The following is a 22,013-nucleotide window of genomic DNA, read 5'->3' on the forward strand; positions in this document are numbered from 1 at the left end:
AGCGTAGGATTATTTCGACTCGAAAGATAATAATTTAGAGAACATATTTTGGGCAATTTTGGTCTTCCTGCCGGATAATTTTGGAAACGGCCCACCCCGGTAAATTACAGAACTTTGATGGTTTCCGGTACCAGCTTTCGTAACCGGGAATTGGCAATAAAACGCCGGGCGACCGTAAAGCGGTAATTACCGGTATGTACCGTGTAATGGTAGAGCGGGTTGCGAACGGTTACCGAGCCGTTGATCCAACCGAGCGTCACGCACCACCGATTGCTGTTATAGCCCCCCACCACCTGAAAAAGCAGGTCAGGACGCACGTTGCTACGGGTTTGATCCCGGTTTTCAAACCGCTCTTTGCTGAAGGTCGCGTTCAGATTTCCCATCAGCGAAGCAGTGGCAAACCAGTTCTGACGGTATACGAACGTGTAAGCGTAGCCCGCGCTGGGACCCAGTTTCAGGAACCGCATCCGGCGCACATCTTCATCCGGAAAATTGGGCTGGACCTGTTCTGGAACCAGTGCGCTGTCGCCCTGCACAATACCGTAGTAGAATTGAAACCCGGTCAGCCAGGTTCCTGCCGACTGTTTCTGCCACTCATTCTGTACGAAAGACGCCCGGAACGAAAACCGCCGGAAATTAAATACCCGCCGGATGGCCCCGCCGACCAGACGCACACGCAGGTCGGGCCGGTGGTAATAAAGCTCCGGACTGGCTGCGGCCCGTCCGCGGGGCGTCAGAAAATAACCGTTGTAAAACTGGGCTACGCCATCAAGCACCCACTTTCGTGTGTATACGTGCGTTTGAAGGTCAATGTTGCTGGTTTCTCCCTTGCCGTTGTTTTTGTTCAGGAAGGAAAGACCGTAAGCCAGGTTCAGCGTCAGGGCGTTGAACGTTGCCCCGATCCCCAGATTCAGCGGAGCATTGGGCAGAAAACGCAGCGCCGGTGTCTCGGCGGTTGGCGTCGACAGATTGAACGACGTATATTTCTGGGAAAGGTAGGCCCGTCCCGTCAGCTTGCCGCGAAACGTCTGTACATAGGCCGAATCCACCTCGGATCGGAATCGGTTCTGGGCCGGGCTCGTCAAAGCCGTTAGCAGAAGCAGAATCGTACTGAGGCTGGGCCGGAAAACTGAAAACGCCGGTTCGCAGAAATCAGCAAGCGCATGGCCGACTGTGGAGCTTTGCTTCATCGGGCAAAGGTGGTGTCAATTTTGTGGCGACTCAATTCGGTCTGCCACTCGTAATGTAGTGATTTTCGATGGGCCTCGAAGTCCCGGCGGCCAAACATTTTCATTCGGTACTTGCCCAGATCGCGGTGCAGCATCAGGTGGTTTTTCAGACCGCCGGTCATTCGGGTGGTATCGTCGTCCTGAATCTGGCGGATGCGCCGTTTGTTGTTGCCAAACAGCAGGTCCAGCACGCTGATCTCGACCAGAAAAGCCGCTTTTTTATTGAGCGTATAATCGCCATCCAGCTGAAGATAGGAAAGGTTACTGGTCAGATTCAGGTCTGGCATCAGAATCCGGTTTTTGTGTAACAGAAACTGAGCGTCAACGTCTTCAAAATAAATATGGTTGGTTTTGGCTTTCGGCAAAAACCGTAATGCCTGCTGAATGGGCTGCACCTCGATCAGCTCCATTTGCCGAATGGCGGCTTTTGTATACGCCGTCGTTTTGTTCATATCGGGCAGAAAGTCGTTGTCCAGTTCCGTCCGTAGCGTCATGGAGCAATCCACGTTGCCGCGAATATTTTCACTTTTCAGGACGTCAATATTCATTTCTTCAGCCGCCCGAAAGAGCTGGTTTAAATCCATTCGCTGAAGCGTGACGTTGAGTTTAACGGGAATTCCCTTCAGTTCATCCAGCTTCATCAATCCGCGGGCGCCCAGCCTGCCCCCAAAGGCATTCATGGTCAGCCGTTCGAGTTGAGCGGTTTCGTCCCGGATAACGGTTTTTACCCCAAAATCATGTCCGCGCAGCGCATTGTAATCCAGCTTGCGGGCTTTTACTTCGATATCAAACTGGTAGTCGCTAATTCGGGATTTCCGCTTCGGTGCAGCCGGTCGGTTATAGGTGGCCTGCATCTTGTTTAAACCGGACAGCAGACTCAACAGCCGTTGCAGCTTTAACTGATCGTACGACAGCCGCAAAGCCGCATACGGTTCCTGAATACCCTCCTGATTCAGTTGAAAATGGCCCAGGCCCGCAATTTTTCCGCCCAGTGTGGTCTGGCAAAGTAACTGTGGCACCCGAACCTGCGCGCCTTTTTTATTGACAACAAACGACAGATCTTTCAAATCCTCACCAGCCGGAAGCCGAATGCGATCAATCTGGATAACGGCGGAATATTCCGTACCAAATAAAAGCCCCGCCAGCAGACTATCCGTTGCCGTCGGGATTTTCTTCGGTGCTGACGCCCGGGCTTTAGGCGGGGTGGGTTTCGAGAAATCCAGTTCCTGCCAGTGGGCTGCCAGATTGGTCCGAACCGGGTGCGTCGCCGTGTTGTCGCCCAGTGCATACCGCAGCAGATTAATCACTTCCCCATTTATTTTGAACGCCCGCCCATCCATTTTACCGACAACCTCCCGGATGCGGAGCATATTGTTTTCCGGAATAAAATGAATATCAGCATTGAGCGCGGTACAGCGCCCCGACGACGTTGGAAACAGTAGGCAGCCATCCTGAATACGAAGTGTCCCCTGCCAGAACGGTTCAATTGGCGAAGGATTCGCAACGTTGGAGTACAGCAGCGGACTCCGGACGGCCAGATCAATGGCGGCCGTACCCCGATACAGGGAGTCGCCGGGCCAGTTCATCATCTGCGCCAGTTGCATCAGCGACAGATTACCGCGCATGGTGGCGTCAATCACCGGCGAAACGAGGTTGGTCAGGGTGCCCTTCATGGCGAGCGTATCGGTCCCACACTGCAACTGGAACTGGTGGAGCGTCAGCGTGGAGGTTTCGCGGGCGTTGGCGGAGCCGTTGTTCCAGTTACCCCGCAGTTGAACGTTCTGGAAAACCACCGGGGTTTTGGGCCAGCGGTAATCCCGGGCCTGCAACCGAAAATTGATGTTGTTATGCGCCCGGACGGTGGCGCTGCTTCGTCCATGCATCCGAAACTGAAAAGCCACATTTCCCTTTAAAGCCGTATCGCCCGCATACCGTTTGAGCGAATCGGGCAGCAGAGCCGCCAGAAATTCGTGTGCGGGCTGAACACCCCGTAGGCCAATGTCCAGATCAGACCCCTGCTTTTCGGGCAATTTCCGGTGGCTTCCGGTCAGGCTGATGGGTGAATTGTTCAGGATTACCTCGCTTCGGCGGAACGTACCCGTTTTGGTTGCTGGATTGTAGGCATAGTGGACGTTGGCCCGGAAAGGCTGATTCCGAAACATCGTCAGCGTTCGGTTTTTAACGTATTCAATTTTACCGCCGAGTGTTCCTTTCAGTTGTAATCCGTCTTTCACCAGCTTACCGCTCAGATCGGCCTGCTGGATGTGCAGGGCAAAGGCGTTCTTTTTGTAACCGTTTACGATGGTTACGGTAGCGTCTTCAATCCGAATTTCCGGAATGGCTACCGAATTTCCGTGTTCACTGCCTGAATGATTTGCGGCTTTCCAGGCCAGGGCCGACTTCTCCCCGGTCGAATCCACCCATTGTTTGTACCGGATGCCTTTCAGGACTATTTTCCGCACGGTACGGCTTTTTCGGAATAAATCGGTGGTGCCGATGACCAGATTGGCCTGATCGATCCCGACAATTTCCATCGGTTTTTCCCGGTGCTTATCCAAAATCGACACGTTGGTCAACTGGATGGCTAAATGGGGAAAGTGACTCAGCAATGAAAATTTCACCTCAAAATCGGCCAGTCGCTGCTCCGAATGGCTGGCAAACTCCTCCCGGACGGCCAGAATCACCCGTTCTTTATAAACGGTCGTTAGCAGGAGCGGAAACAGCAAGCTCACCAGCAAGGTAACCCCTGCCGCAGCCAGTACTATTTTTACCCAGTGAGCAACTCTCGCCATTGCTTTTACAAACCGTCTTTAAAACCGACAACAAAACCGGTTTTACTAAAACAAGCGTGAGTGCCTCACTGTTCGGCCTACAGAATGATCGTTCGGTTCTGATGGATAAAAACGCGGTCGTTGAAAACCAGTTTCAGAGCCTGCGATAGGACAATTTTTTCGACATCCTTGCCTTCGGTCGCCATATCAGCCGCCGTATGCCGATGGTCCACTTCCTTAATATTCTGGGCAATAATCGGCCCTTCGTCCAGGTCGTTGTTTACAAAGTGGGCCGTAGCACCGATAATTTTGACGCCCCGTTCGTAGGCCTGCCGATACGGGCTGGCGCCCATAAACGCGGGCAGAAAAGAATGGTGAATATTGACAATACGGTTTGGAAAATGGCTGACGAAAGCGGGCGTTAAGACGCGCATATATTTAGCCAGTACAATGTATTCCGGCTCATAAATCGATAGCGTTCGCAGAATGGCTTCCTCATGTTCTTCCCGGGTACGGTGTTCGTGGGTGATAAAATGAAAGGGAATTCCAAACTTACTGACCAGCGATTGCAGGGAATTGTAATTGCTGACCACAGCCAGAATATCGGCATCTAGCTCATTAAAAGCATAACGAATAAGCAGTTCGGCCAGACAGTGGTGTTCTTTTGTAACAAAAACAATAATATTTTTCTTTTTTTTAGGATTAATGCGCAGATTAATCCCGGACGGCAAGGTCTCGCGTAATTTGTCGGACAAAACAACGGAATCGTAGTTACCTTCGAACTCGGTTCGCATGAAGAACTGCCGGTCGGGGCTTACGTATTCGTCGTTCCGGATAATGTTTAGATTGTGGTGAGCCAGCACACCAGTAACGCGGTGAATAAGCCCCGTACTGTCGGGGCCGTCCATTAACAAAATATGACGAGTTTCGGTGGACATGAACGAATTGATAATTTGAAAGTTATTGTAAAAATAGTAAAATCACTGCGCTAATCGCCTTTGCCCAAGGGAATGTGCCATTCGTGAGCGGTTTTAGAAAACATAATGGTCGTTCAACGGTATTGTTACTGTTGATCAGGTAAGCGAAAAAAAGGTAGGTTAACCACCCCTAAAAATTGTATAGCATTGGAATCGTTGCTCTCTGCATCTAAGCGAAAGTTGCTCATTGAAGTTGCCTGGGAAGTGTGTAACCAGGTTGGCGGTATTTATACGGTTATTCGGTCGAAAGTACCGTCGATGGTTGAAAAATGGGATAACGACTATATCCTGCTGGGTCCGTATTTTCCTCAGCGGGCAGCCGTTGAATTTGAACCCATTACGCACGACGACGGCACCGAAATCGGTCGGGTGGTGCAGCGTATGCGGTCGCGGGGCCTCGATGTTCAGTATGGCTACTGGCTCATTACCGGCAAACCCCGGGTGGTGCTTTTTGGCATTCAAAGCCTGGGCACCGGTATCGATCAGGTCAAATACGGTCTCTGGCAACGGCACGGCATCTCAACGCTGGGCGTCGAAGATCTGGTGAATCAGGTCATCGGATTCGGGGAACTGGTCCGGATTTTTCTGACCGAACTGGCCGACGAAAGTGCCCGGCACGTTGATATTGCGGTTCACTTCCATGAATGGATGGCCAGCAGTGGCCTGCCGGATTTACGCCGGGATAACGTCAAAATCGCGACGGTTTTTACAACCCACGCGACCATGCTGGGTCGGTATCTGGCGCAGAACGAGACCGGTTTTTACGGGAAACTTCCCTTTTTCGACTGGCAACGCGAAGCAAAGCACTACAACATTGAAGCCCAGGCTACGATTGAACGGTTATCGGCCCAGCAATGCCATGTTTTCACCACCGTCAGCGACGTTACCTCCCGCGAGTGCGAGGTTTTTCTGGGCCGCATTCCCGACTTAATTCTGCCCAACGGTCTGAATATCGTACGATTTACGGCGGTTCACGAATTTCAGAACCTGCACGTGAAGTACAAGGAGCGGATTCACGAGTTTGTGATGGGCCACTTCTTCCAGAGTTATTCGTTTGATCTGGAAAAGACGCTGTATTTCTTTACATCGGGGCGGTTTGAATTCAGCAACAAAGGATACGACCTAACGCTTGAAGCCCTCGCCCGCCTGAACTGGAAAATGCGCGAAGCCAACATGGACACCACCGTGGTGATGTTCATGATTACCAAACAGCCGTTCCGGTCGGTCAATCCCGATGTGCTGCACAGCCGCGCCCTGCTCGACGAGATTCAGGAAACGTGCAAGGCCATTGAAAACGAACTGGGTAATAAACTCTTCCTGAGTGCGGCTGCGGGTGAAGACATCAACCTGCCGGATTTAAACCAGTTTGTTGATGAATACTGGCGGCTCCGGCTCCGGCGAACTATCCAGAGCTTTAAGACCAATAACCTGCCGCCATTTGTCACGCACGATCTGGTCCAGGAAGACGATATGGTGCGGTTTATCCGGCAGATTCAACTGGTTAATAATGCCCACGACCGGGTGAAAGTGGTGTACCACCCGGATTTTATTTCGTCTACCAATCCGCTGTTCGGCCTGGATTACGGGCAGTTTGTGCGGGGCTGTCACCTGGGCGTTTTTCCGAGCTACTACGAACCCTGGGGATACACACCGCTGGAATGCGTGGTGCGCGGTATCCCGACCGTCACCAGCGACCTTTCCGGTTTTGGAGACTTTATCATGCAGATTATGCGGGATTACGAAAACCGCGGAATTTATGTGGTCAACCGCAAAACGCAGACGTTCAACGAAGCCGCCGACCAACTGGCCAATATTCTGTTCCGGTTTGTCCGGCTCTCGCAGCGTGACCGGATTACGCAGCGCAACCGCGTTGAAAACATTGCGGAGGTCTTCGACTGGACCAATCTCCGCTCCTACTATGACACGGCCCACGATCTGGCCCTGAAGCGCCGGAAACCGTGAAATAGATAAACGAGAAAAGCCAAGAGACAATAGAAACCGCGTGGGAATCTATTATCTCTTGGCTTTTCTCTACCTTCTATCTTCTCAGTACTGATTCAACTCTTTATTGAACTCCACCAGTATCTGTTCCTTCATAGCGATTTTGCGCTTTTGGGTATTCACCTTGTTCATCATCATCTTGTCTGCCTCCTCATTTCCCGGGCGTCCCATGCTGTCCATGCTGCTCATTGACAGGGCCAGATCGCTTTTTTCACGACGAACTAGGTATTCCAGCTCCCGAACTTTGGTCCGCAACTGCTCCGAACGGCTTTTGAGTTCAAAGGCTGGGTATTTGCGGGTAATCACGCGTTCGAGGTAGTTCAATTCAAAAATCTTATCGCAGGCAGAACGGAACCGATCGGCCACCGTTTTATCCACCAGTTTAAACGGAATCTTGATTTCCTTCCACTGGTTGAGCAGTTGTTTCGCACGGTCGGCGGCTGCCGGGATATCGGTTTGTTTAGCCAGTTTTTCGGCTTCGTCGGCCATTTTCATCTGCTGTTCCACCCGCGGGTCAATCCGGACTTTGGGCTGGATACCCCGCGCCAGGTTGTAGCGGTCGAAAACGGTTTTGGTAGCCCGACGGTATTTTTTGAGGATCTTGCCGGATTTCTTGATCGGCACTTCACCTACTTCTTTCCACTCGTTGTTTAGGTTCCGAATCAGGTGGTAGGCTTCGGTCAGCACCTTCATATACCGTTCTTCGGCAATGTTGGCCCGTTCGAGGGCTTCCCCTTCCAGCCCATCGCGTTTAAACGGACGGCTGCGATCGGCTTCGTAGATCGACCGAACGGCCCGTTCCGCCTGCGCAATGAGGCTATCATAGCGATCCATTCGCTCCTGAATCACCTTGTTCTGCTCATTGAAGAACTCGCGCCGACGCTGGAAAAACCCGTCTAACGTTTCGCTGAAACGCGTTTCAATGGTTTCGTCCAGTTCTTTATCGACCGGGCCGGTTTTGATCCATTTTAACTTAATTTCCTGAAGCTTCTCGGCGGTTTCCTTCCATTCGCTGCCGTCGGCAACGGACTCGGCTTCGGCCAGCAACGCTTGTTTGATTTCAAGGTTTTTAAGCTGGTTTGTTCGAATCAATTCCACCAGTACTTCCTCCAGTTCGTCGAGCCGGTTCAACAACGGAATGAAGTTACCGATGGCATCAAAATTCAGGAGCTTTTTCCGCAATTGAACAAGTTTAGTCAGGTAAGACCCTTTGTTCTGGGCTTCCTGAACTTCCTGCTCGAGCTGGTTTACTTTGTTTTCGGCAATTGTAAACCTATTTTTGAAATAATCGAGCGCTTCCTGTTCTGTGCGTTTCACTTCACCGATTTGCCGGTCCGGATAGCTGAGGTAGCCCGATAAGAATACCTTTCCGTCTTTGACGTAACCGTATTCGTCTACCAATTGAGCCTGTTCCATTATTTTACTCTTTAAGACTGAGCTATGGGTTTAATTGTTGATATTTGCCACCTACAAAAGTAACCAAAACCATGAGTCAGGAAACGATTATATTCTCAATGGCGGGTGTCAGTAAAATTATTCCGCCAAACCGACAAATCCTAAAGAATATCTACCTTTCCTTTTTTTACGGCGCAAAAATTGGTGTTTTAGGCTTGAACGGCTCCGGGAAATCGACCCTGCTGCGCATCATTGCCGGTATTGACAAGAACTATCAGGGCGAAGTAGTGTTTTCACCGGGCTATTCAGTAGGCATGCTGGAGCAGGAACCGCAGCTCGATCCAGCCAAAACCGTGAAGGAAGTTGTTGAGGAAGGTGTTCAGGAAACCGTGGATTTGCTGAAGGAATTCGACCAGATTAACGAAGCCTTTGGCGACCCCGACGCGGATTTCGACAAACTAATTGCCAGACAGGGCGAGGTACAGGAAAAACTCGACCACCTCAACGCCTGGGAACTCGATAACCGGCTTGAAAAGGCAATGGATGCCCTTCGCTGCCCGCCCCCCGATGCTAAAATTGCCAATTTATCAGGCGGAGAAAAACGCCGGGTTGCACTTTGCCGCCTGTTGCTCCAGCAACCCGATGTGCTGCTGCTCGACGAACCGACCAACCACCTTGATGCCGAATCGGTGTTGTGGCTGGAAGAGCACCTGCGCCAGTACGCCGGAACCGTTATTGCCGTAACGCACGACCGGTATTTTCTGGACAACGTTGCGGGCTGGATTCTGGAACTGGACCGGGGCGAAGGTATCCCCTGGAAAGGTAACTACTCATCGTGGCTCGATCAGAAGCAGACGCGTCTGGCAAAAGAAGAAAAACAGGAGTCTAAACGCCAGAAAACCCTGCAACGGGAACTCGAATGGGTTCGCATGGCGCCTAAGGCCCGGCAGGCCAAATCGAAGGCCCGGCTGGGTGCCTACGAAAAGCTGCTGAGCGAGGAAAACCGTCAGAAGGAGGAACGGCTGGAAATCTTCATTCCGGCGGGTCCGCGTCTGGGCTCGAAGGTGATCGAAGCGCACGGCGTATCCAAAGCGTTTGGCGACCGATTGCTGTTTGAAGATTTAAACTTTCAGTTGCCGCAGGGCGGTATTGTCGGCATCATTGGTCCGAACGGCGCGGGTAAAACGACGCTGTTTAAACTTATTACCGGCAAAGAACAACCCCAAAGCGGTACTTTTGACGTGGGCGAAACCGTAAAGTGGGCGTATGTCGATCAGGAACACGATGGCCTGGACCCCGACAAAACGGTATTCCAAACCATTTCCGAAGGCAGCGAATGGATTATGCTGGGCGGCAAACAGGCCAATGCCCGCGCCTACGTCAGCCGGTTTAACTTCACCGGTTCGGATCAGGAGAAGAAAATCGCCAACCTATCGGGCGGAGAGCGCAACCGCGTTCACCTGGCGATGATGCTGAAAGAAGGTGCCAACCTGCTGCTGCTCGATGAGCCAACCAACGACCTGGACGTTAACACGCTGCGAGCGCTGGAAGAAGGGCTGGAAAACTTTGCCGGTTGCGCCGTCGTGATTACCCACGACCGCTGGTTCCTCGACCGCGTTGCCACGCACATTCTGGCGTTTGAAGGCGATTCGCAGGTTTACTGGTTTGAAGGCAACTTCTCGGAATACGAAGAAAACCGCAAAAAACGGCTGGGCAGCGATGCCACTCCGAAGCGGATTAAATATAAGAAACTGGTGTAAACTGTCCTGAACTGGGCTTACACCGGTTAAGCCCAGTTCAGGACGGCTCAGATAATAGGCTATCATGTACGGTTATTTCAACGGCTCCATTCTGCCCGTCGAGCAGATCAGTTTTGGCGTCACGGATCTTGGCCTGCTGCGCGGCTTCGGCTTATTCGACTACTTCCGCACCTACAACGGTCGGCCTTTTCAGTGGGACTGGTATTGGGAACGGTTTGCCAATTCGGCGGCTAAAATGCATTTGCCGGTACCGATAAACAAAGACGAAGCCCATCGGGTGGTCATGGAGCTAATCGACAAAAGCAACCTGCCCGACATTGCCGTACGGTTTGTCATGACGGGCGGTTACAGCCCCGACAGCATCAGCATCGTCAGACCTAATCTGCTGATGATCGCCGAAGAGATTCATCCCACCCCGTTGAATCAATATGACGACGGAATCAAGGTGATTCTGGACGAATACGTCCGCGAGATGGCCGAAGTAAAAAGTACGGATTACAAACGGGTGATTCTGCTCGCTGAAGCCATCCGCTCGGCACGGGCGTCGGATGTTTTATATCACAAGAACGGCGAAATTAGTGAACTAAGCCGTAGCAACGTCTTCATTTTCAAGGGCGACCGCCTGATTACTCCCAACCGGCACATTCTGCACGGTATTACGCGCCGAACCGTCATGCACCTGGCGCAGAACGATTTTGAGGTGGAAGAAGGGCCTGTTTCGCTCACGGACCTGTACGATGCCGACGAAGCGTTTACGACCAGTTCCACCAAAAAAGTGCTTCCAATAGTCCAGATCAGCGACCTCACCATTGGCGACGGAAAACCCGGCCAACGCACCCGGTTTTTGCTGGACGAGTTCAACGAGCTGATCGAAAACTGGTAAGCATCAGAACCCGGATTTCTGTATCTTGCGGATTGATCTGGATAACTTCAATTACGCTTTCAATGCATGTGAACGGAAAAGCCCGCGAGCAGATGAGCTATGACGCCATTGTCATTGGTTCAGGAATCAGCGGGGGCTGGGCGGCCAAAGAGCTCTGCGAAAAAGGACTTAAAACCCTGGTGCTGGAACGGGGCCGCCAGGTAAAACACGTGACGGACTACCCGATGGCCATGGCCAACCCGTGGGACCTCCCCCACCGCAACCGAATGCCCGACGCTTTCGAAACGGCCAATCCGATTGCGACCAAATGTTATGCGCTGGATGAAGCCACCCACCAGTATTTCGCCAGGGATGCCGATCATCCGTATATTCAGGAAAAACCGTTCGACTGGATTCGCGGCTATCAGGTCGGCGGCAAATCGCTGATCTGGGCGCGGCAAACGCAGCGGTGGAGTGACTATGAGTTTCAGGCCCCCGCCCGCGACGGTTTTGCGGTCGACTGGCCCATCCGCTACAAAGACATTGCGCCCTGGTACAGCCACGTTGAAAAATTCGTCGGCATCAGCGGCAACAAAGACGGGATCGACACCCTGCCCGACGGCGAGTTTCTACCCCCGTTTGAACTGAACTGCGTCGAGAAGCACATTCAGAAAGCCGTTAAAGCCCACTATTCCGACCGGCACGTTATTATTGGTCGTTGTGCTCACCTGACCAAACCGCAGGCCGTTCATCTGCAACAGGGACGTGGGCAGTGCCAGTCGCGGAGCCTGTGCTACCGGGGTTGTCCGTTCGGCGGTTATTTCAGTTCCAATTCGGCTACATTGCCCTGGGCAGCCAAAACCGGCAATCTGACCCTCCGACCCGATTCGGTTGTCTATTCAATTATTTATGATGATAAAAAGGGCAAGGCGACCGGTGTGCGGGTGATTGACGTCAACACCAAACAGATGACGGAGTATTTTGCCAAAATCATTTTCGTCAATGCCGCTGCGCTGAACTCCAATCTCATTCTGCTAAATTCAACGTCCAGCCGGTTCCCGAACGGGTTGGGCAACGACAGCGGTTTACTGGGTCGGTATGTGGCGTTTCATAATTACCGGGGCAGCCTGACGGCTTCGTTCGACGGTTATCAGGACCAATATTTTTACGGTCGTCGGCCCACTACAGCTTTCATGCCTTCGTTCCGGAACGTAAAAAAGCAGGAAACGGATTTTCAGCGCGGTTACATGGTCGCGTTCAGTGCTGGTCGGGCCGGTTGGTCTCGCGGCATGAGCCAGGAAGGTTTTGGAGTCAACTTCAAGGAAAGCCTGCTAACGCCCGGCGACTGGAGCGTATACATGATGATGCAGGGCGAAACCGTACCGAAATACGAAAACCACGTGCGGTTAAGCACCGACCAGAAAGACCCGTACGGCATTCCGCAATTGATTACGTCGATTGGGTACGACGAGAACGACGAAAAGGTGATTAAGGACTTTCTGGTGCAGGGTGCCGAAATGCTGGAAAAGGCGGGTTGTAAAAACATCGCGTCGTACGACGACAAACGCAACCCCGGTCTGGATATTCACGAAATGGGCGGTGTTCGGATGGGCCACGACCCGAAAACCTCGCTGCTCAATCAGTGGAACCAGTTGCACACGGTCAAAAACGTCTTCGTCACCGACGGCGCCTGCATGACTTCCGTGGGCAACCAAAACCCGTCAATTACCTTCATGGCCCTAACCGCCCGGGCCACCAACTACGCGGCTGCGGAATTGAAGAAAGGAAACCTGTAGAGGGAGTGAAGAGTTATGAGTGAAGAGTTATGAATTAGATGCGGTAACCCACTTATAATTCTTCACTCATAACTCTTCATGCTACTTAATACCGTATCGACCAATACGGGTTTTCCTGAGCTTTCATGCTAGACTGGATATGGTCTTTGACTATTTTGTCGTAATCGGACGTTTTAATTTTCTTTCCTTTTATTTTCTTATTGGCGGTAAGTTCTTTCGCCACATCGCGAAGTTCAATTTTAGTAGCCGTAACCACGACATCCCCATCGTTCAGGTCCAGTTCCAGAATAAGCCCCGGTAAACCATAATATTGCTCGGGCCCAGCCGAAACCGGAATGTCCTGCGCAAACCAGGCGACAACTTTCTGTTCCTTAACGGGGTCTTCTGTTTCGGCCTTCATGCAGATGTGGCCCGCAATGTCTTTCAACTGGTTCAGGATTTTCCACTTCGGCGTTGGCAAAGAGTCCTCGATAATGTAGGTTTTCCCCAGCATTTCGATCACATCCGATTTGGTTTCCTGTTTGAAATCCCGTCGGATTGTGTAATCGCTATTCCGATATGACCACCGGCCATCTTCACTCCGCCAATATTCATCGGCGTTGGTGTACAGGCTCTGATCCTCATTGAAATAAAGCACCATCTGGGTAGGGCGGCTACTGTAATTTTTGTTTGTTGCCTTCATCCGTTCCTTTTGATCCAGGCTCAAAAACGACATACGAGACATTATTTTGACGTAATCCTGCGTACGATCGTAGGTAACTACGCCTTCCAGCTTCTGGGCTATCGTCGGGAACGCCGACAGGAGCAAAATCAGCAATAAAATCCTCTTCATATTTATCCGTTATTTTACGTATTACCATCCATTATTCTGACGCATCTGCGACTTCAAGCCCCGAACATTATAGGAAACCGAGAGCATAAAATATTGAGCCAGTGTCTGCACCTCTTCCTTCTGGACGAAATTCTGATACGCCTGCTGCGTAATGCCCCGGTTTTTGTTGAAAACGTCATACGCCGTCAGTCGTACCTCCGCCTTATTATCCTTCAAGAACTGCTTATAAACCGCCAGGTTCAGAATGGGCAGCTTCTGCGTAAAGGGAAACCGTTCATTTTTCAGCTTATAAATCTGGTAATTCATCTGTCCATTGAAGAAGATACCGCCGGGGAACTGAATATTCATTGCACCGCCATAGTTGTGATTATAAATTTTCTGGTTTTGACTTGAATTGATTGAGTAGCGTGTATCGGTAATGCCCCAGTTGAAGTAGGGATAGAGCGTAAACTTATCGAATAGGGTTAAGTCAAGATTGACCCGAAAGTTATAGTTATCACTACGGGTATCGTTCAAGACGGTATTGATATAAATTGGATTCTTGTTGAAATTCAGGCTGCTGCCCAGGTTTAAGGTCGCCTTGGTTTTTTTCAGCGGAAAGCCAAAATTAAGATAAGACCCTACGCGGGTACCACCACTAATATTCTCAGGCCGACTGGTCGTTATCAGATTTTCATCTATAGTCTGGTTATAAACGATCTGGTTGATATTGTACCCGTAGTTAAGGCTCAAATAGTAGTTAACAAAATTGCCCGGATTGAAGCTACTGAAGGAGCCGTTCAAATTGTGAGTCAGGGAAGGGAGCAAGCCCGGATTTCCTTCCTGGATGAATCGGGGGTTACTGTTATCAACCACGCCGGGTTGTAACTGGCTGGTTTGGGGCTGCTGAATGTTTACGTTGTAATACAGCCCCATGCTCTTGTTTTTGAGCCGGTAATTGCCCGAAAAATTGGGGGCTACGGTAAAATACTGCCGGCTCACGTTCGTAAAGGTTGTCGCGCTCTGGTCGGAGGCAAACCGACCCGCCAGCTTGTACCATACCCCTGCCAGTCCACCTGATATATTAAAACCCTTATCCGAATAGCGAAGCACCGTTCCCACCCGGTTATAGGTGTAGTCATTGGTATAATACCGGCTCAGATTCCTGTTCCGGACCGCCCCCTGATCCGTTAGGTCGAACACATCCCGGTCAACCTTATCATTGCGCAGACTGAAATTGTAAAACGTTTCCCAGAACATGGTTTTCGTTAACGGCTCAATGTAGTGCAGGCTGGATTTGAGTTCGGTTCTCAGGCTGGAATTGGTAACGTCCTGATTAATCCGCACAACGGTCGGTCCGGCGCCGGTGCTATCCGTAAAAAAGGTGTTTGTTGAGCGTTGTTTGGCCGTACCATCGCTATCATTCAGGTTAAAGGCCACACTAGCTGCGAAGTTGCGCCCTTTCTTCAAAAACTTGTGTCGGAAAATAGCCGTTGTGGCCAGTTGCAGACCGTTAAAATTATTTCGATTATCTAAATTTGTTTGGCTGGTATCCGCTGCCCGATAAAAGTTCTGGTTACTGAATTGGGCATTATTGCCGCTGTTGGCGCGAAGGTTTCCAATCAGGACCAGGGTATTGAGCGAATCAAGTTGCTGTTCATAGCGGGCACTGCCCCGGTGATTGCGGGTGAAGCTCCCCTGGCTATTGCCGCTGATGGTCACAAAAGTACCTTCGGGTAAAAAGGTTTGTTTATTAGAAGTGGAGCTAAGCGTTTGGCCGGTCTGGTTATAGAAGTAATTGGAACTAAGCTTGGTCTTCTTCGTATCATAATTGTAGTTGGCCCCACCGGCATAATTACGGGAGAATCCCCGGTTGCTGCTGTACCCTCCTGTCAGTGGAACGCCCATGCCATCGTCTCCGCCAAAAAAATACATTCCTCCGCTGTAGAATCCAAAATCGCCCTGGTCTTCCCAATTGAACGACTGACTGCCACGAAAATCCTGATAATCATCCCAGGATAAGCCCGTCTGGTTGATGTTGTTGCCAAAACCCAGCACCGACATCTGCTCCTTCGTATTGAATCGATTGTAATTTCCCCGCAATTGAAAACGGTCTTTGGTACCTGCTCCGGCCGTTACTTTCCCAAAACCGCCCCTTTTGTGGCTTTCTTTTAAGGCCAGGTTAACGGCTTTTTCCCGTTTGCCATCGTCGATACCCGTGGTTTTGGCGGCCTCCGTTTTATCGTTAAAAATCTGGATTTTATCAATCGCTTCGGCTGGAAGGTTTTTGGTCGCCAGTTTCGGATCGGTGCCAAAAAAGGTCTTGCCGTCCACCGTCACTTTTTTAACGTCCTCACCCTGCGCTTTGATATTACCGTCCTGATCGACCTGCACACCCGGCAGGCGTTTCAGCAGTTCCTCCACCGTCGATCCGGCCGGTACTTTAAACGAACTGGCGTTGTATTCGATCGTATCGCCCCGGATGGAGAGCGGAGCCCGGGCGGTTTTCACCACCACTTCCAGCAATTCTTTTTGAATAGGCTTGATTTCCAGTGTGCCCAGATCGGTTACGTCGCCGTCGCCCGGATCGACTTCTTTTTGCAGGGGCAGAAAGCCGACGTACGATACCTTCAGGATATACGGAGCCCGTTTCACGTTCCGGAACTCAAAGGCACCTTTGTCGTTCGTTCGTCCGAAATTGACCAGCGCCGAGTCTTTTGGAGTCAGCAGCATGACCGTAGCGCCGGGCAGAACGGCTTTATTCGTGTCAGCAATGGATCCCCGAATAGTAAAGCGGGGCGACTGGGCAAAGGCCGTAGAACAGCCAGCCAGCAGGAGCAGCAGCAGAAGCAGGTTTTTCATGGGATAGGAATTGGTTGCGAATAAGAGCCAGCAAATTGTAAAGAATTAATATCCGTTGCTGAAAGTTAACAAATTTTAATAGTTGCAACTATAATAGTAGTTAAAAAATTATTTTTATAGGTAAGCTACTTGAAATAAGAAATGGCAGTATGATCATAAAATTTGCTCAATGACGGTTTTCATCAGGAAACGTTGCACGAACCACCCATCTAAAATGCTGGAAAATGGATAGGCTGCGGAATCAGGCCAAAATAGTTTGCCATTTTATAAAACACCGTGCAACGACTACGTTCAGAACTGCATCTTTTAGACACTTATCAATGAAACGAACCATCCGGCAGCACCAAAACCGGACTTAAACGATCAGCATAGCGGGGCACCATTACTCTCCAAAATCACCGTATCATGAAGTTAATGAACTCTTGGGCTACCCGGACCCCTATGGCCACTCCTTTGACCCATTACACTGTTGAAATCGAACAGACCGGTTTGTCCGGCTGGATCAACTACCGCGAGTCGATGCTGACGTTACGCTTCTCCTATGAGCGAATGCTGACCTCCCTGTACGTTTTCGTTCCGGGCAATGAGCAGTGGTCCGCTTACTGCCGGAGTTCCGGTGCGCGAACCGCGGGCTCCCGCCGAACTGAAATCATCCAGCGGATTGCTGCTGAACTCCGCGCGCAGCAAGCGTCGTCAATGGTACAGATTAATGACTATGGAATTGAAGTACTATTTTAACGAGTGAAGATCCGGAAAACACGGCGGATTTCTAGTGTTGCAGTGCGGTACAGAGCCTGTTTTCCGCTTTTAACCTAGTACCAAATTAAACCGAGTTTCACTTCGTCCATAAAAGTTAGTACTTCTTAAAACTACTCATAACAATACGGTTTATCAAGTTGCTATTATTAAAATTAATTTTTCACATTAATCCACGTGTTTCCCGGTTCATAATCTGCATCTTTCGTCGATATTATACCTTAATTGTCAGACAAGTAATAGAACATCTTCTGTCGCCTTTAAAGGGCTGCCTACGAAAGCCACTCCTTATTTTATAAGTATTTATTACCATTTCTTACAGACTTTTATTAGCTTTAAAAGGCAATTTCAGTTTGTTTAAGCTATGGCTATTTCTGCTTTTCGATGCAAAATCGTACTCATCTTCCTGTTTATTACCTATGGGTTGATACGTACAGGCATGGCTCAGCAACCAACACCCCTAAAACTTCAAACCGATAAGCTGCTGTACGCGGACTCGGTATATCAGGAAGCTATCGTAGAAAGGGATTCACTGAAACTGGCCGAAGCTTATTATTTGTACGGCAAAACATACAACGCGGCCGGAGAATATCTGATGTCGCAGCAATGGTTTCTTCACGCCTTGGCCATTCTTGAACCCCGTGGCGATTCCTACGCCTTAAGCCGGATTTACAGTGTTTTATCGTATTTACAGGAGAATTATCAGGAAACCCTTCACTACGCGTTTCTTTCGCTGGCCGTAAGCCGTCGGATTAAATCGGATAAAGCATTAATGCGGGCTTACCTCAATTTAGCCCATATTTATCAGACGGATTGGTCTAAAAAGGGGCAGCATGTATACGGTTTTATGTCTTCCAACGTCTACCGGATGGACTGGTCCAAAGCCGGGAAGAAAACAGACTTGCCCAAACCCCAGGCTGACAGCGCCCTGCACTACATCAAAAAGGTGTATGCCCTCTCTTATAAGCTCAATGATCGTATCGCTATGGTTGAGTCCAATATTCACCTGGGGCGTTTCCTGTGGAATATACAGCAGAATCCGCGTGCAATTGACTATCTGAAAAAGGGGCTGGCAATAGCAACCGCCGATCAGGAAGAACGGCTCCAGATTCGGTTAATGCTCTATATTGCCTCTATTCATATCGGACTCCGGCAGCCTGCGCAGGCGGCCCATTTACTCCGTAATGCCCAGCAATTACTCGACCGAAGCGACATCAATGATTATTTTATTAACGCCCAGTTTGAAAGTGCCTACACGGCGTACTATTCCCTGACCGGTGATTGGAAACGCGCTTTTGAACATGGTCAGAAACTCCATACGATGGAGATTAATAATTACATCGCCGACCATGATGGAGCTGTAACCCGCCTGAGTATGGAGTACAAATCGGAGCAGAAAGAAGCGAAGCTGCGGGCTCAGAAAAAAGAACTGGAGTTACGTTCGGAAACGCTGCGGGCTCAGCAGCGGTTAACCTGGGCCATGTCGGCACTGTCGGGAATAACCGTGGCGATGGCCATCGTTTTCTTTCGGCTTTACCGCAAAAACCGTCGCATAAGCGAACGGAATGTAGAACTGGTAAAAGAACAGAATCACCGGGTGAAAAATAACCTACAGGTAATTTCCAGCCTGCTGAATCTACAATTTAACCAGCTTACCGACGAAAACGCCAGACGGATGGTCGAAGAAAGCCAGATGCGGGTGCAGGCCATGGCCATTCTTCACCAACGGCTTTATACGGGCGGCCAGTTAGCGGTTCTGGATACCGCCGAGTTTATCATCGAACTGGTCGAAGAAGTTCTAAGAGCGTATGGTTACTCGGCCGTTCATCCCATCTATGACCTGGAACCCCTGGAATTGTCGGCGGATGAAGCCCTACCCCTGGGCCTTATTATCAATGAGTTGACCACCAATGCCTGTAAATACGCCTTTGCCGACCACCCTTATCCGGCTTTTAGCATTTCAAGCCGTCGGAAAGGAAACAAATTCCTCCTGTCCGTAACAGACAACGGCCCGGGATTGCCCAGTCACCTCATGCAGGATGGTTCTTCAAACCAACGCCTTACGTTTGGTATGCGGCTTATTCAGATGGAGGTGCAGCAATTGCAGGGAACGTGCGAGTTCGAATCAAAGGGCGGCACTCACTTTTCGATGGAATTTAAGATTTAACACGGCCTTACGCCATCTGCATTTCGCCCCCTCAGGGCTTTTACCGCCGTCTCCGCTTCTTCTTAACCGTTGAGCGCCCTGTCGTTTTCTTCCGTCCTGACGATTTTCGTTTAATTGATTTCCGAACCGGGGCCTTCTTTTTAACGACCTTCGCCTTAGCCGGAGCGGCTACAACCGGGGTTTCCGTCGCTTCAGCCTGTTTTGACGCCAGCAGATAGATCAGGGAGGCAGTGCCGTCCATGGTCGGTTCATTGGTACTGTAGTCACCGTAATCGTCGTGATACACCACCAGGTCGCTCTGGAACGCTTCGTATTCGTCCGGGTCTTTAAGCTGAATACCGATCAGATTTTTGTAAATCCGTCCATAGACCGGCCCGTCTACCAACCCACCATCAATCGGGTAGTTGCCTATGTGGGTAAAGGCAGAATGCGGGTCGGACGGTGTATCGGCTCCGGCAGGCAACCCATACACAAAACTGGTTCCCCAGGGATTACAACCAAACAGCCAGTCGAAACACGCCTGTTCGAGCTGCGCATAGCGGTTATCACCGGTCAGTTTACGATACCAGAGACATTGAATGGCAAACGAGGTTGTCAGGTTGTTGCTGCACCAGATGAAAGGAACGCCCCGGTAAAATGCATTACTCTGCGCTTTCTGCCAAACCTTTTCAATACCGCTCCGATAAAAGCCAATGATGTGCTGACGCCGGGAATCAACAACCCGTTTGGCAACCTCGTAGTGCCCGATGTTAATAAACGGATACCATTGATAGTGCCGGGCGGTATCGGCCCCCAGCCAGGGTGTTACGGGCTCGATCAAACCATAGGCATAGGCGCTGTTGAGGTAATCGGCGGCTTTATAACCCTGGATCCGGGCGGCATTATAGAGCTCAACGGCCGCCAGCTCCATATCATCTACGTAATTGTCTTCTTCGTAAAAATAAGGGGCCCTGCCGGGCGCCGTCTGGCAAACACCCGGCTTTTGCAGACCCAGCTTGTAAGCCGTTTGCGCCCGCTGCCACAATCGTTCGGCATACTCCTGATCACGACGGCGCAGTACCTGAAAACCCAGTGCAAACGCGCTGCTAAACTTGCCAGCGGTAGAAGCTACGCCGGTTGCGCGGTTTTTATGGCGTAATAACCCCTGTGGCTTGCCGGTAGCAAAATATACCGGGCGTTCGTAGCCTTTTCCATAAGCGCTATCCTGCTTGGGAATTCGTATTCCGGAATGGTCCCGATCATCGGCCAGCTGGTTGAACATCCAGTCGTCTTTCGGGTGCATTTTCAGAAGCCAGTCGAGCCCCCAGCGGGCTTCATCCAGTACGTCAGCCTGGCTATTGCTGCCTTCCAGCCCGTTGGCCTGATGCCGATCACCAAATACGCGCGGAAAATCCCGGTAAGCGGCCAGCAAATGGTAGGTCGCATTGGCCGAGGTCGTTACATATTGCAGGTAATCAGATGCATCGTGCCACCCGCCCGAAACGTCAATGTGTGTACTGTCGGGCATGGGGCCATACATCGTATACCCATCGTGCGTATGACAGGAATCTTTCAGGAAGGGATTGTAGCCGCTGCGTTGCTGGCGCATATACCGCAGACAAAAATCGGCCGTTCCGTTGTATACGTCGTCTGCAATCCGAAATTCCGGTGACTGAACGGTACCCACTTTGAGATAATACCGTCCGGGTTTCTTAATGGCGGAGAAATCAAGGCGGTAGGTCTGTGTAAAGGGGCCGTAGGCACCAAAGTCTCTCCCGACCGTATTTTCGTACACAACCTTTCCGGTTTGTATTTCCACAACCTGAAAAGGCTGTGTTACTGCTTCTGTTGTTTTTCCGGCCCAGACGGCCACTTTTGTTCTCGCCGGTCGGTACCCCAGAAAATTGATTCGTATCCAGGCCTGCTCGTCAACAGTAGATTTGAACGCAGTAAGGCAACAAATTATCCCAATCAGCAAAAATAATTTCCTCATCGATAGGCAAGTTACAATTTTTACCGTTCGCGGAGGAAAGTCTGCATAAATGAAATAAACCCATCCCCAACTTTATTAAAAAATGTTAGGGGGATGGGCTCAGTATGGATATAGTATCAGTCTTGAATTGGAAAAATCAATAACGCCGTTCGAGCATTTCAAGAATGCGCAGCCAGGGCATACCACTGCGAATAAACTCATCCAGCGGAATCTCAGAAAGGAGGTTAAAACGCTTTTCCAGGCTCTCCTGAATGGGTTGATCCTTCTTGGAAGAATGCTGGCGATAGAGTTCATCGCCCATCATGCTGGATAATAAATAGTAACGATTGTACTGCATGAGATTACTTAAACTTTTCGGTGACACAAAAGTAGGCTACAAAAGTCCTTTTTGCAACCCGTTCAGACACATTCTTATAACCAACCTACTCCTAATCAGGCAGAAACGATCTGACTAGTTAAACCAACAAAAGCGTACCCGGTTAAATTACTTGGTCATATATACTTAATAGACGTAAGGCAACTTTAAAAGTCACGGGTCAACTTCCATATGTTAGTTAACGGTTATTCTGTCTCCACCGGAGTACTCCGCAAACCAGCATTGTACAGGGCATCAGCAAATAGAAGCCCTAATGTAAACCGTCGTTTGCAACAATA

14 protein-coding genes are annotated in these 22,013 nt (G+C 50.4%); 6 read left to right on the top strand and 8 right to left on the bottom strand.

Translation table 11 applies throughout. From position 1 onward, the window contains the following. Positions 1-104 precede the first annotated feature (104 nt). The 3 genes from LX87_RS15480 to purU all read right to left on the bottom strand — a co-directional run bounded on the left by LX87_RS15480 (position 105) and on the right by purU (position 4,938). Positions 105-1,190, bottom strand: coding sequence for a DUF4421 domain-containing protein (locus LX87_RS15480; RefSeq protein ID WP_111629120.1), 1,086 nt, complete (start codon positions 1,188-1,190; stop codon positions 105-107). Further along, entirely contained in the window at positions 1,187-4,021 is a 2,835-nt protein-coding gene (locus LX87_RS15485) for an AsmA-like C-terminal region-containing protein (protein WP_111629121.1), read from the bottom strand. Before LX87_RS15485 ends, LX87_RS15480 begins: the two co-directional genes overlap by 4 nt. 77 nt (positions 4,022-4,098) lie before the next feature. Continuing rightward, positions 4,099-4,938: a formyltetrahydrofolate deformylase gene (purU, locus tag LX87_RS15490; protein ID WP_111629122.1), complete on the bottom strand. Its 840-nt coding sequence runs from the start codon at positions 4,936-4,938 to the stop codon at positions 4,099-4,101. Between the two features lie 186 nt (positions 4,939-5,124). Between purU and LX87_RS15495 the strand changes: the two genes are divergently transcribed. Next, positions 5,125-6,939 (top strand): glycosyltransferase, encoded by a 1,815-nt coding sequence (locus LX87_RS15495; protein WP_111629123.1) that lies wholly within the window; start codon positions 5,125-5,127, stop codon positions 6,937-6,939. An 84-nt stretch (positions 6,940-7,023) separates the two neighbouring features. On the opposite strand, the gene LX87_RS15500 is transcribed toward LX87_RS15495, so the two are convergent. After that, a complete protein-coding gene (locus tag LX87_RS15500; RefSeq protein ID WP_111629124.1) occupies positions 7,024-8,394 on the bottom strand; it encodes a DUF349 domain-containing protein in 1,371 nt (456 codons plus the stop codon). Positions 8,395-8,465: 71 nt separating this feature from the next. Here LX87_RS15500 and ettA point away from each other — a divergent pair, with 71 nt between their 5' ends. The 3 genes from ettA to LX87_RS15515 all read left to right on the top strand — a co-directional run bounded on the left by ettA (position 8,466) and on the right by LX87_RS15515 (position 12,791). Further along, complete coding sequence (gene ettA / locus LX87_RS15505) at positions 8,466-10,133, top strand: energy-dependent translational throttle protein EttA (RefSeq protein WP_111629125.1); 1,668 nt, start codon at positions 8,466-8,468, stop codon at positions 10,131-10,133. A gap of 61 nt (positions 10,134-10,194) precedes the next feature. Further along, entirely contained in the window at positions 10,195-11,016 is an 822-nt protein-coding gene (locus LX87_RS15510) for an aminotransferase class IV (protein ID WP_111629126.1), read from the top strand. Positions 11,017-11,078: 62 nt separating this feature from the next. After that, positions 11,079-12,791, top strand: a complete 1,713-nt coding sequence (locus LX87_RS15515; RefSeq protein ID WP_111629127.1) for a GMC oxidoreductase — start codon at positions 11,079-11,081, stop codon at positions 12,789-12,791. An 85-nt stretch (positions 12,792-12,876) separates the two neighbouring features. Here the strand turns inward: LX87_RS15515 and LX87_RS15520 are convergent, their stop codons facing one another. Next, the gene (locus LX87_RS15520) at positions 12,877-13,623 is read right to left on the bottom strand and encodes a GLPGLI family protein (RefSeq protein WP_111629128.1); all 747 of its coding nucleotides are present in this window, start codon (positions 13,621-13,623) and stop codon (positions 12,877-12,879) included. Positions 13,624-13,644: 21 nt separating this feature from the next. Next, on the bottom strand, positions 13,645-16,464 hold the full coding sequence (locus tag LX87_RS15525; protein ID WP_111629129.1) for an outer membrane beta-barrel protein: 2,820 nt from the start codon (positions 16,462-16,464) through the stop codon (positions 13,645-13,647). A 441-nt stretch (positions 16,465-16,905) separates the two neighbouring features. On the opposite strand from LX87_RS15525, the gene LX87_RS15530 reads away from it, so the two are divergent. Then, positions 16,906-17,202 carry a hypothetical protein gene (locus tag LX87_RS15530; RefSeq protein ID WP_111629130.1) on the top strand — a complete coding sequence of 99 codons (297 nt, stop codon included), beginning with the start codon at positions 16,906-16,908 and terminating at the stop codon, positions 17,200-17,202. A gap of 457 nt (positions 17,203-17,659) precedes the next feature. Then, on the top strand, positions 17,660-19,387 hold the full coding sequence (locus tag LX87_RS15535; RefSeq protein ID WP_170139370.1) for a sensor histidine kinase: 1,728 nt from the start codon (positions 17,660-17,662) through the stop codon (positions 19,385-19,387). A gap of 40 nt (positions 19,388-19,427) precedes the next feature. Here LX87_RS15535 and LX87_RS15540 read toward each other — a convergent pair whose 3' ends face one another. Then, on the bottom strand, positions 19,428-21,359 hold the full coding sequence (locus LX87_RS15540) for a glycoside hydrolase family 9 protein (protein WP_111629132.1): 1,932 nt from the start codon (positions 21,357-21,359) through the stop codon (positions 19,428-19,430). A 136-nt stretch (positions 21,360-21,495) separates the two neighbouring features. Continuing rightward, entirely contained in the window at positions 21,496-21,696 is a 201-nt protein-coding gene (locus LX87_RS28585) for a hypothetical protein (RefSeq protein WP_146624488.1), read from the bottom strand. Positions 21,697-22,013 lie beyond the last annotated feature (317 nt).

The sequence above is a fragment of the Larkinella arboricola genome (assembly GCF_003259745.1).
Taxonomy (GTDB): Bacteria; Bacteroidota; Bacteroidia; order Cytophagales; family Spirosomataceae; genus Larkinella; species Larkinella arboricola.

What these genes read in the sequence shown, in the direction of transcription:
- LX87_RS15535 (WP_170139370.1), top strand. Translation starts at nt 17,660, where the DNA reads ATGGCTCAGCAACCAACACCCCTAAAACTTCAAACCGATAAGCTGCTG.
- LX87_RS28585 (WP_146624488.1), bottom strand. Translation starts at nt 21,696, where the DNA reads ATGCAGTACAATCGTTACTATTTATTATCCAGCATGATGGGCGATGAA.
- ettA (WP_111629125.1), top strand. Translation starts at nt 8,466, where the DNA reads ATGAGTCAGGAAACGATTATATTCTCAATGGCGGGTGTCAGTAAAATT.
- LX87_RS15540 (WP_111629132.1), bottom strand. Translation starts at nt 21,359, where the DNA reads ATGAGGAAATTATTTTTGCTGATTGGGATAATTTGTTGCCTTACTGCG.
- LX87_RS15515 (WP_111629127.1), top strand. Translation starts at nt 11,079, where the DNA reads ATGCATGTGAACGGAAAAGCCCGCGAGCAGATGAGCTATGACGCCATT.
- LX87_RS15500 (WP_111629124.1), bottom strand. Translation starts at nt 8,394, where the DNA reads ATGGAACAGGCTCAATTGGTAGACGAATACGGTTACGTCAAAGACGGA.
- LX87_RS15525 (WP_111629129.1), bottom strand. Translation starts at nt 16,464, where the DNA reads ATGAAAAACCTGCTTCTGCTGCTGCTCCTGCTGGCTGGCTGTTCTACG.
- purU (WP_111629122.1), bottom strand. Translation starts at nt 4,938, where the DNA reads ATGTCCACCGAAACTCGTCATATTTTGTTAATGGACGGCCCCGACAGT.
- LX87_RS15530 (WP_111629130.1), top strand. Translation starts at nt 16,906, where the DNA reads ATGGCCACTCCTTTGACCCATTACACTGTTGAAATCGAACAGACCGGT.
- LX87_RS15480 (WP_111629120.1), bottom strand. Translation starts at nt 1,190, where the DNA reads ATGAAGCAAAGCTCCACAGTCGGCCATGCGCTTGCTGATTTCTGCGAA.
- LX87_RS15485 (WP_111629121.1), bottom strand. Translation starts at nt 4,021, where the DNA reads ATGGCGAGAGTTGCTCACTGGGTAAAAATAGTACTGGCTGCGGCAGGG.
- LX87_RS15520 (WP_111629128.1), bottom strand. Translation starts at nt 13,623, where the DNA reads ATGAAGAGGATTTTATTGCTGATTTTGCTCCTGTCGGCGTTCCCGACG.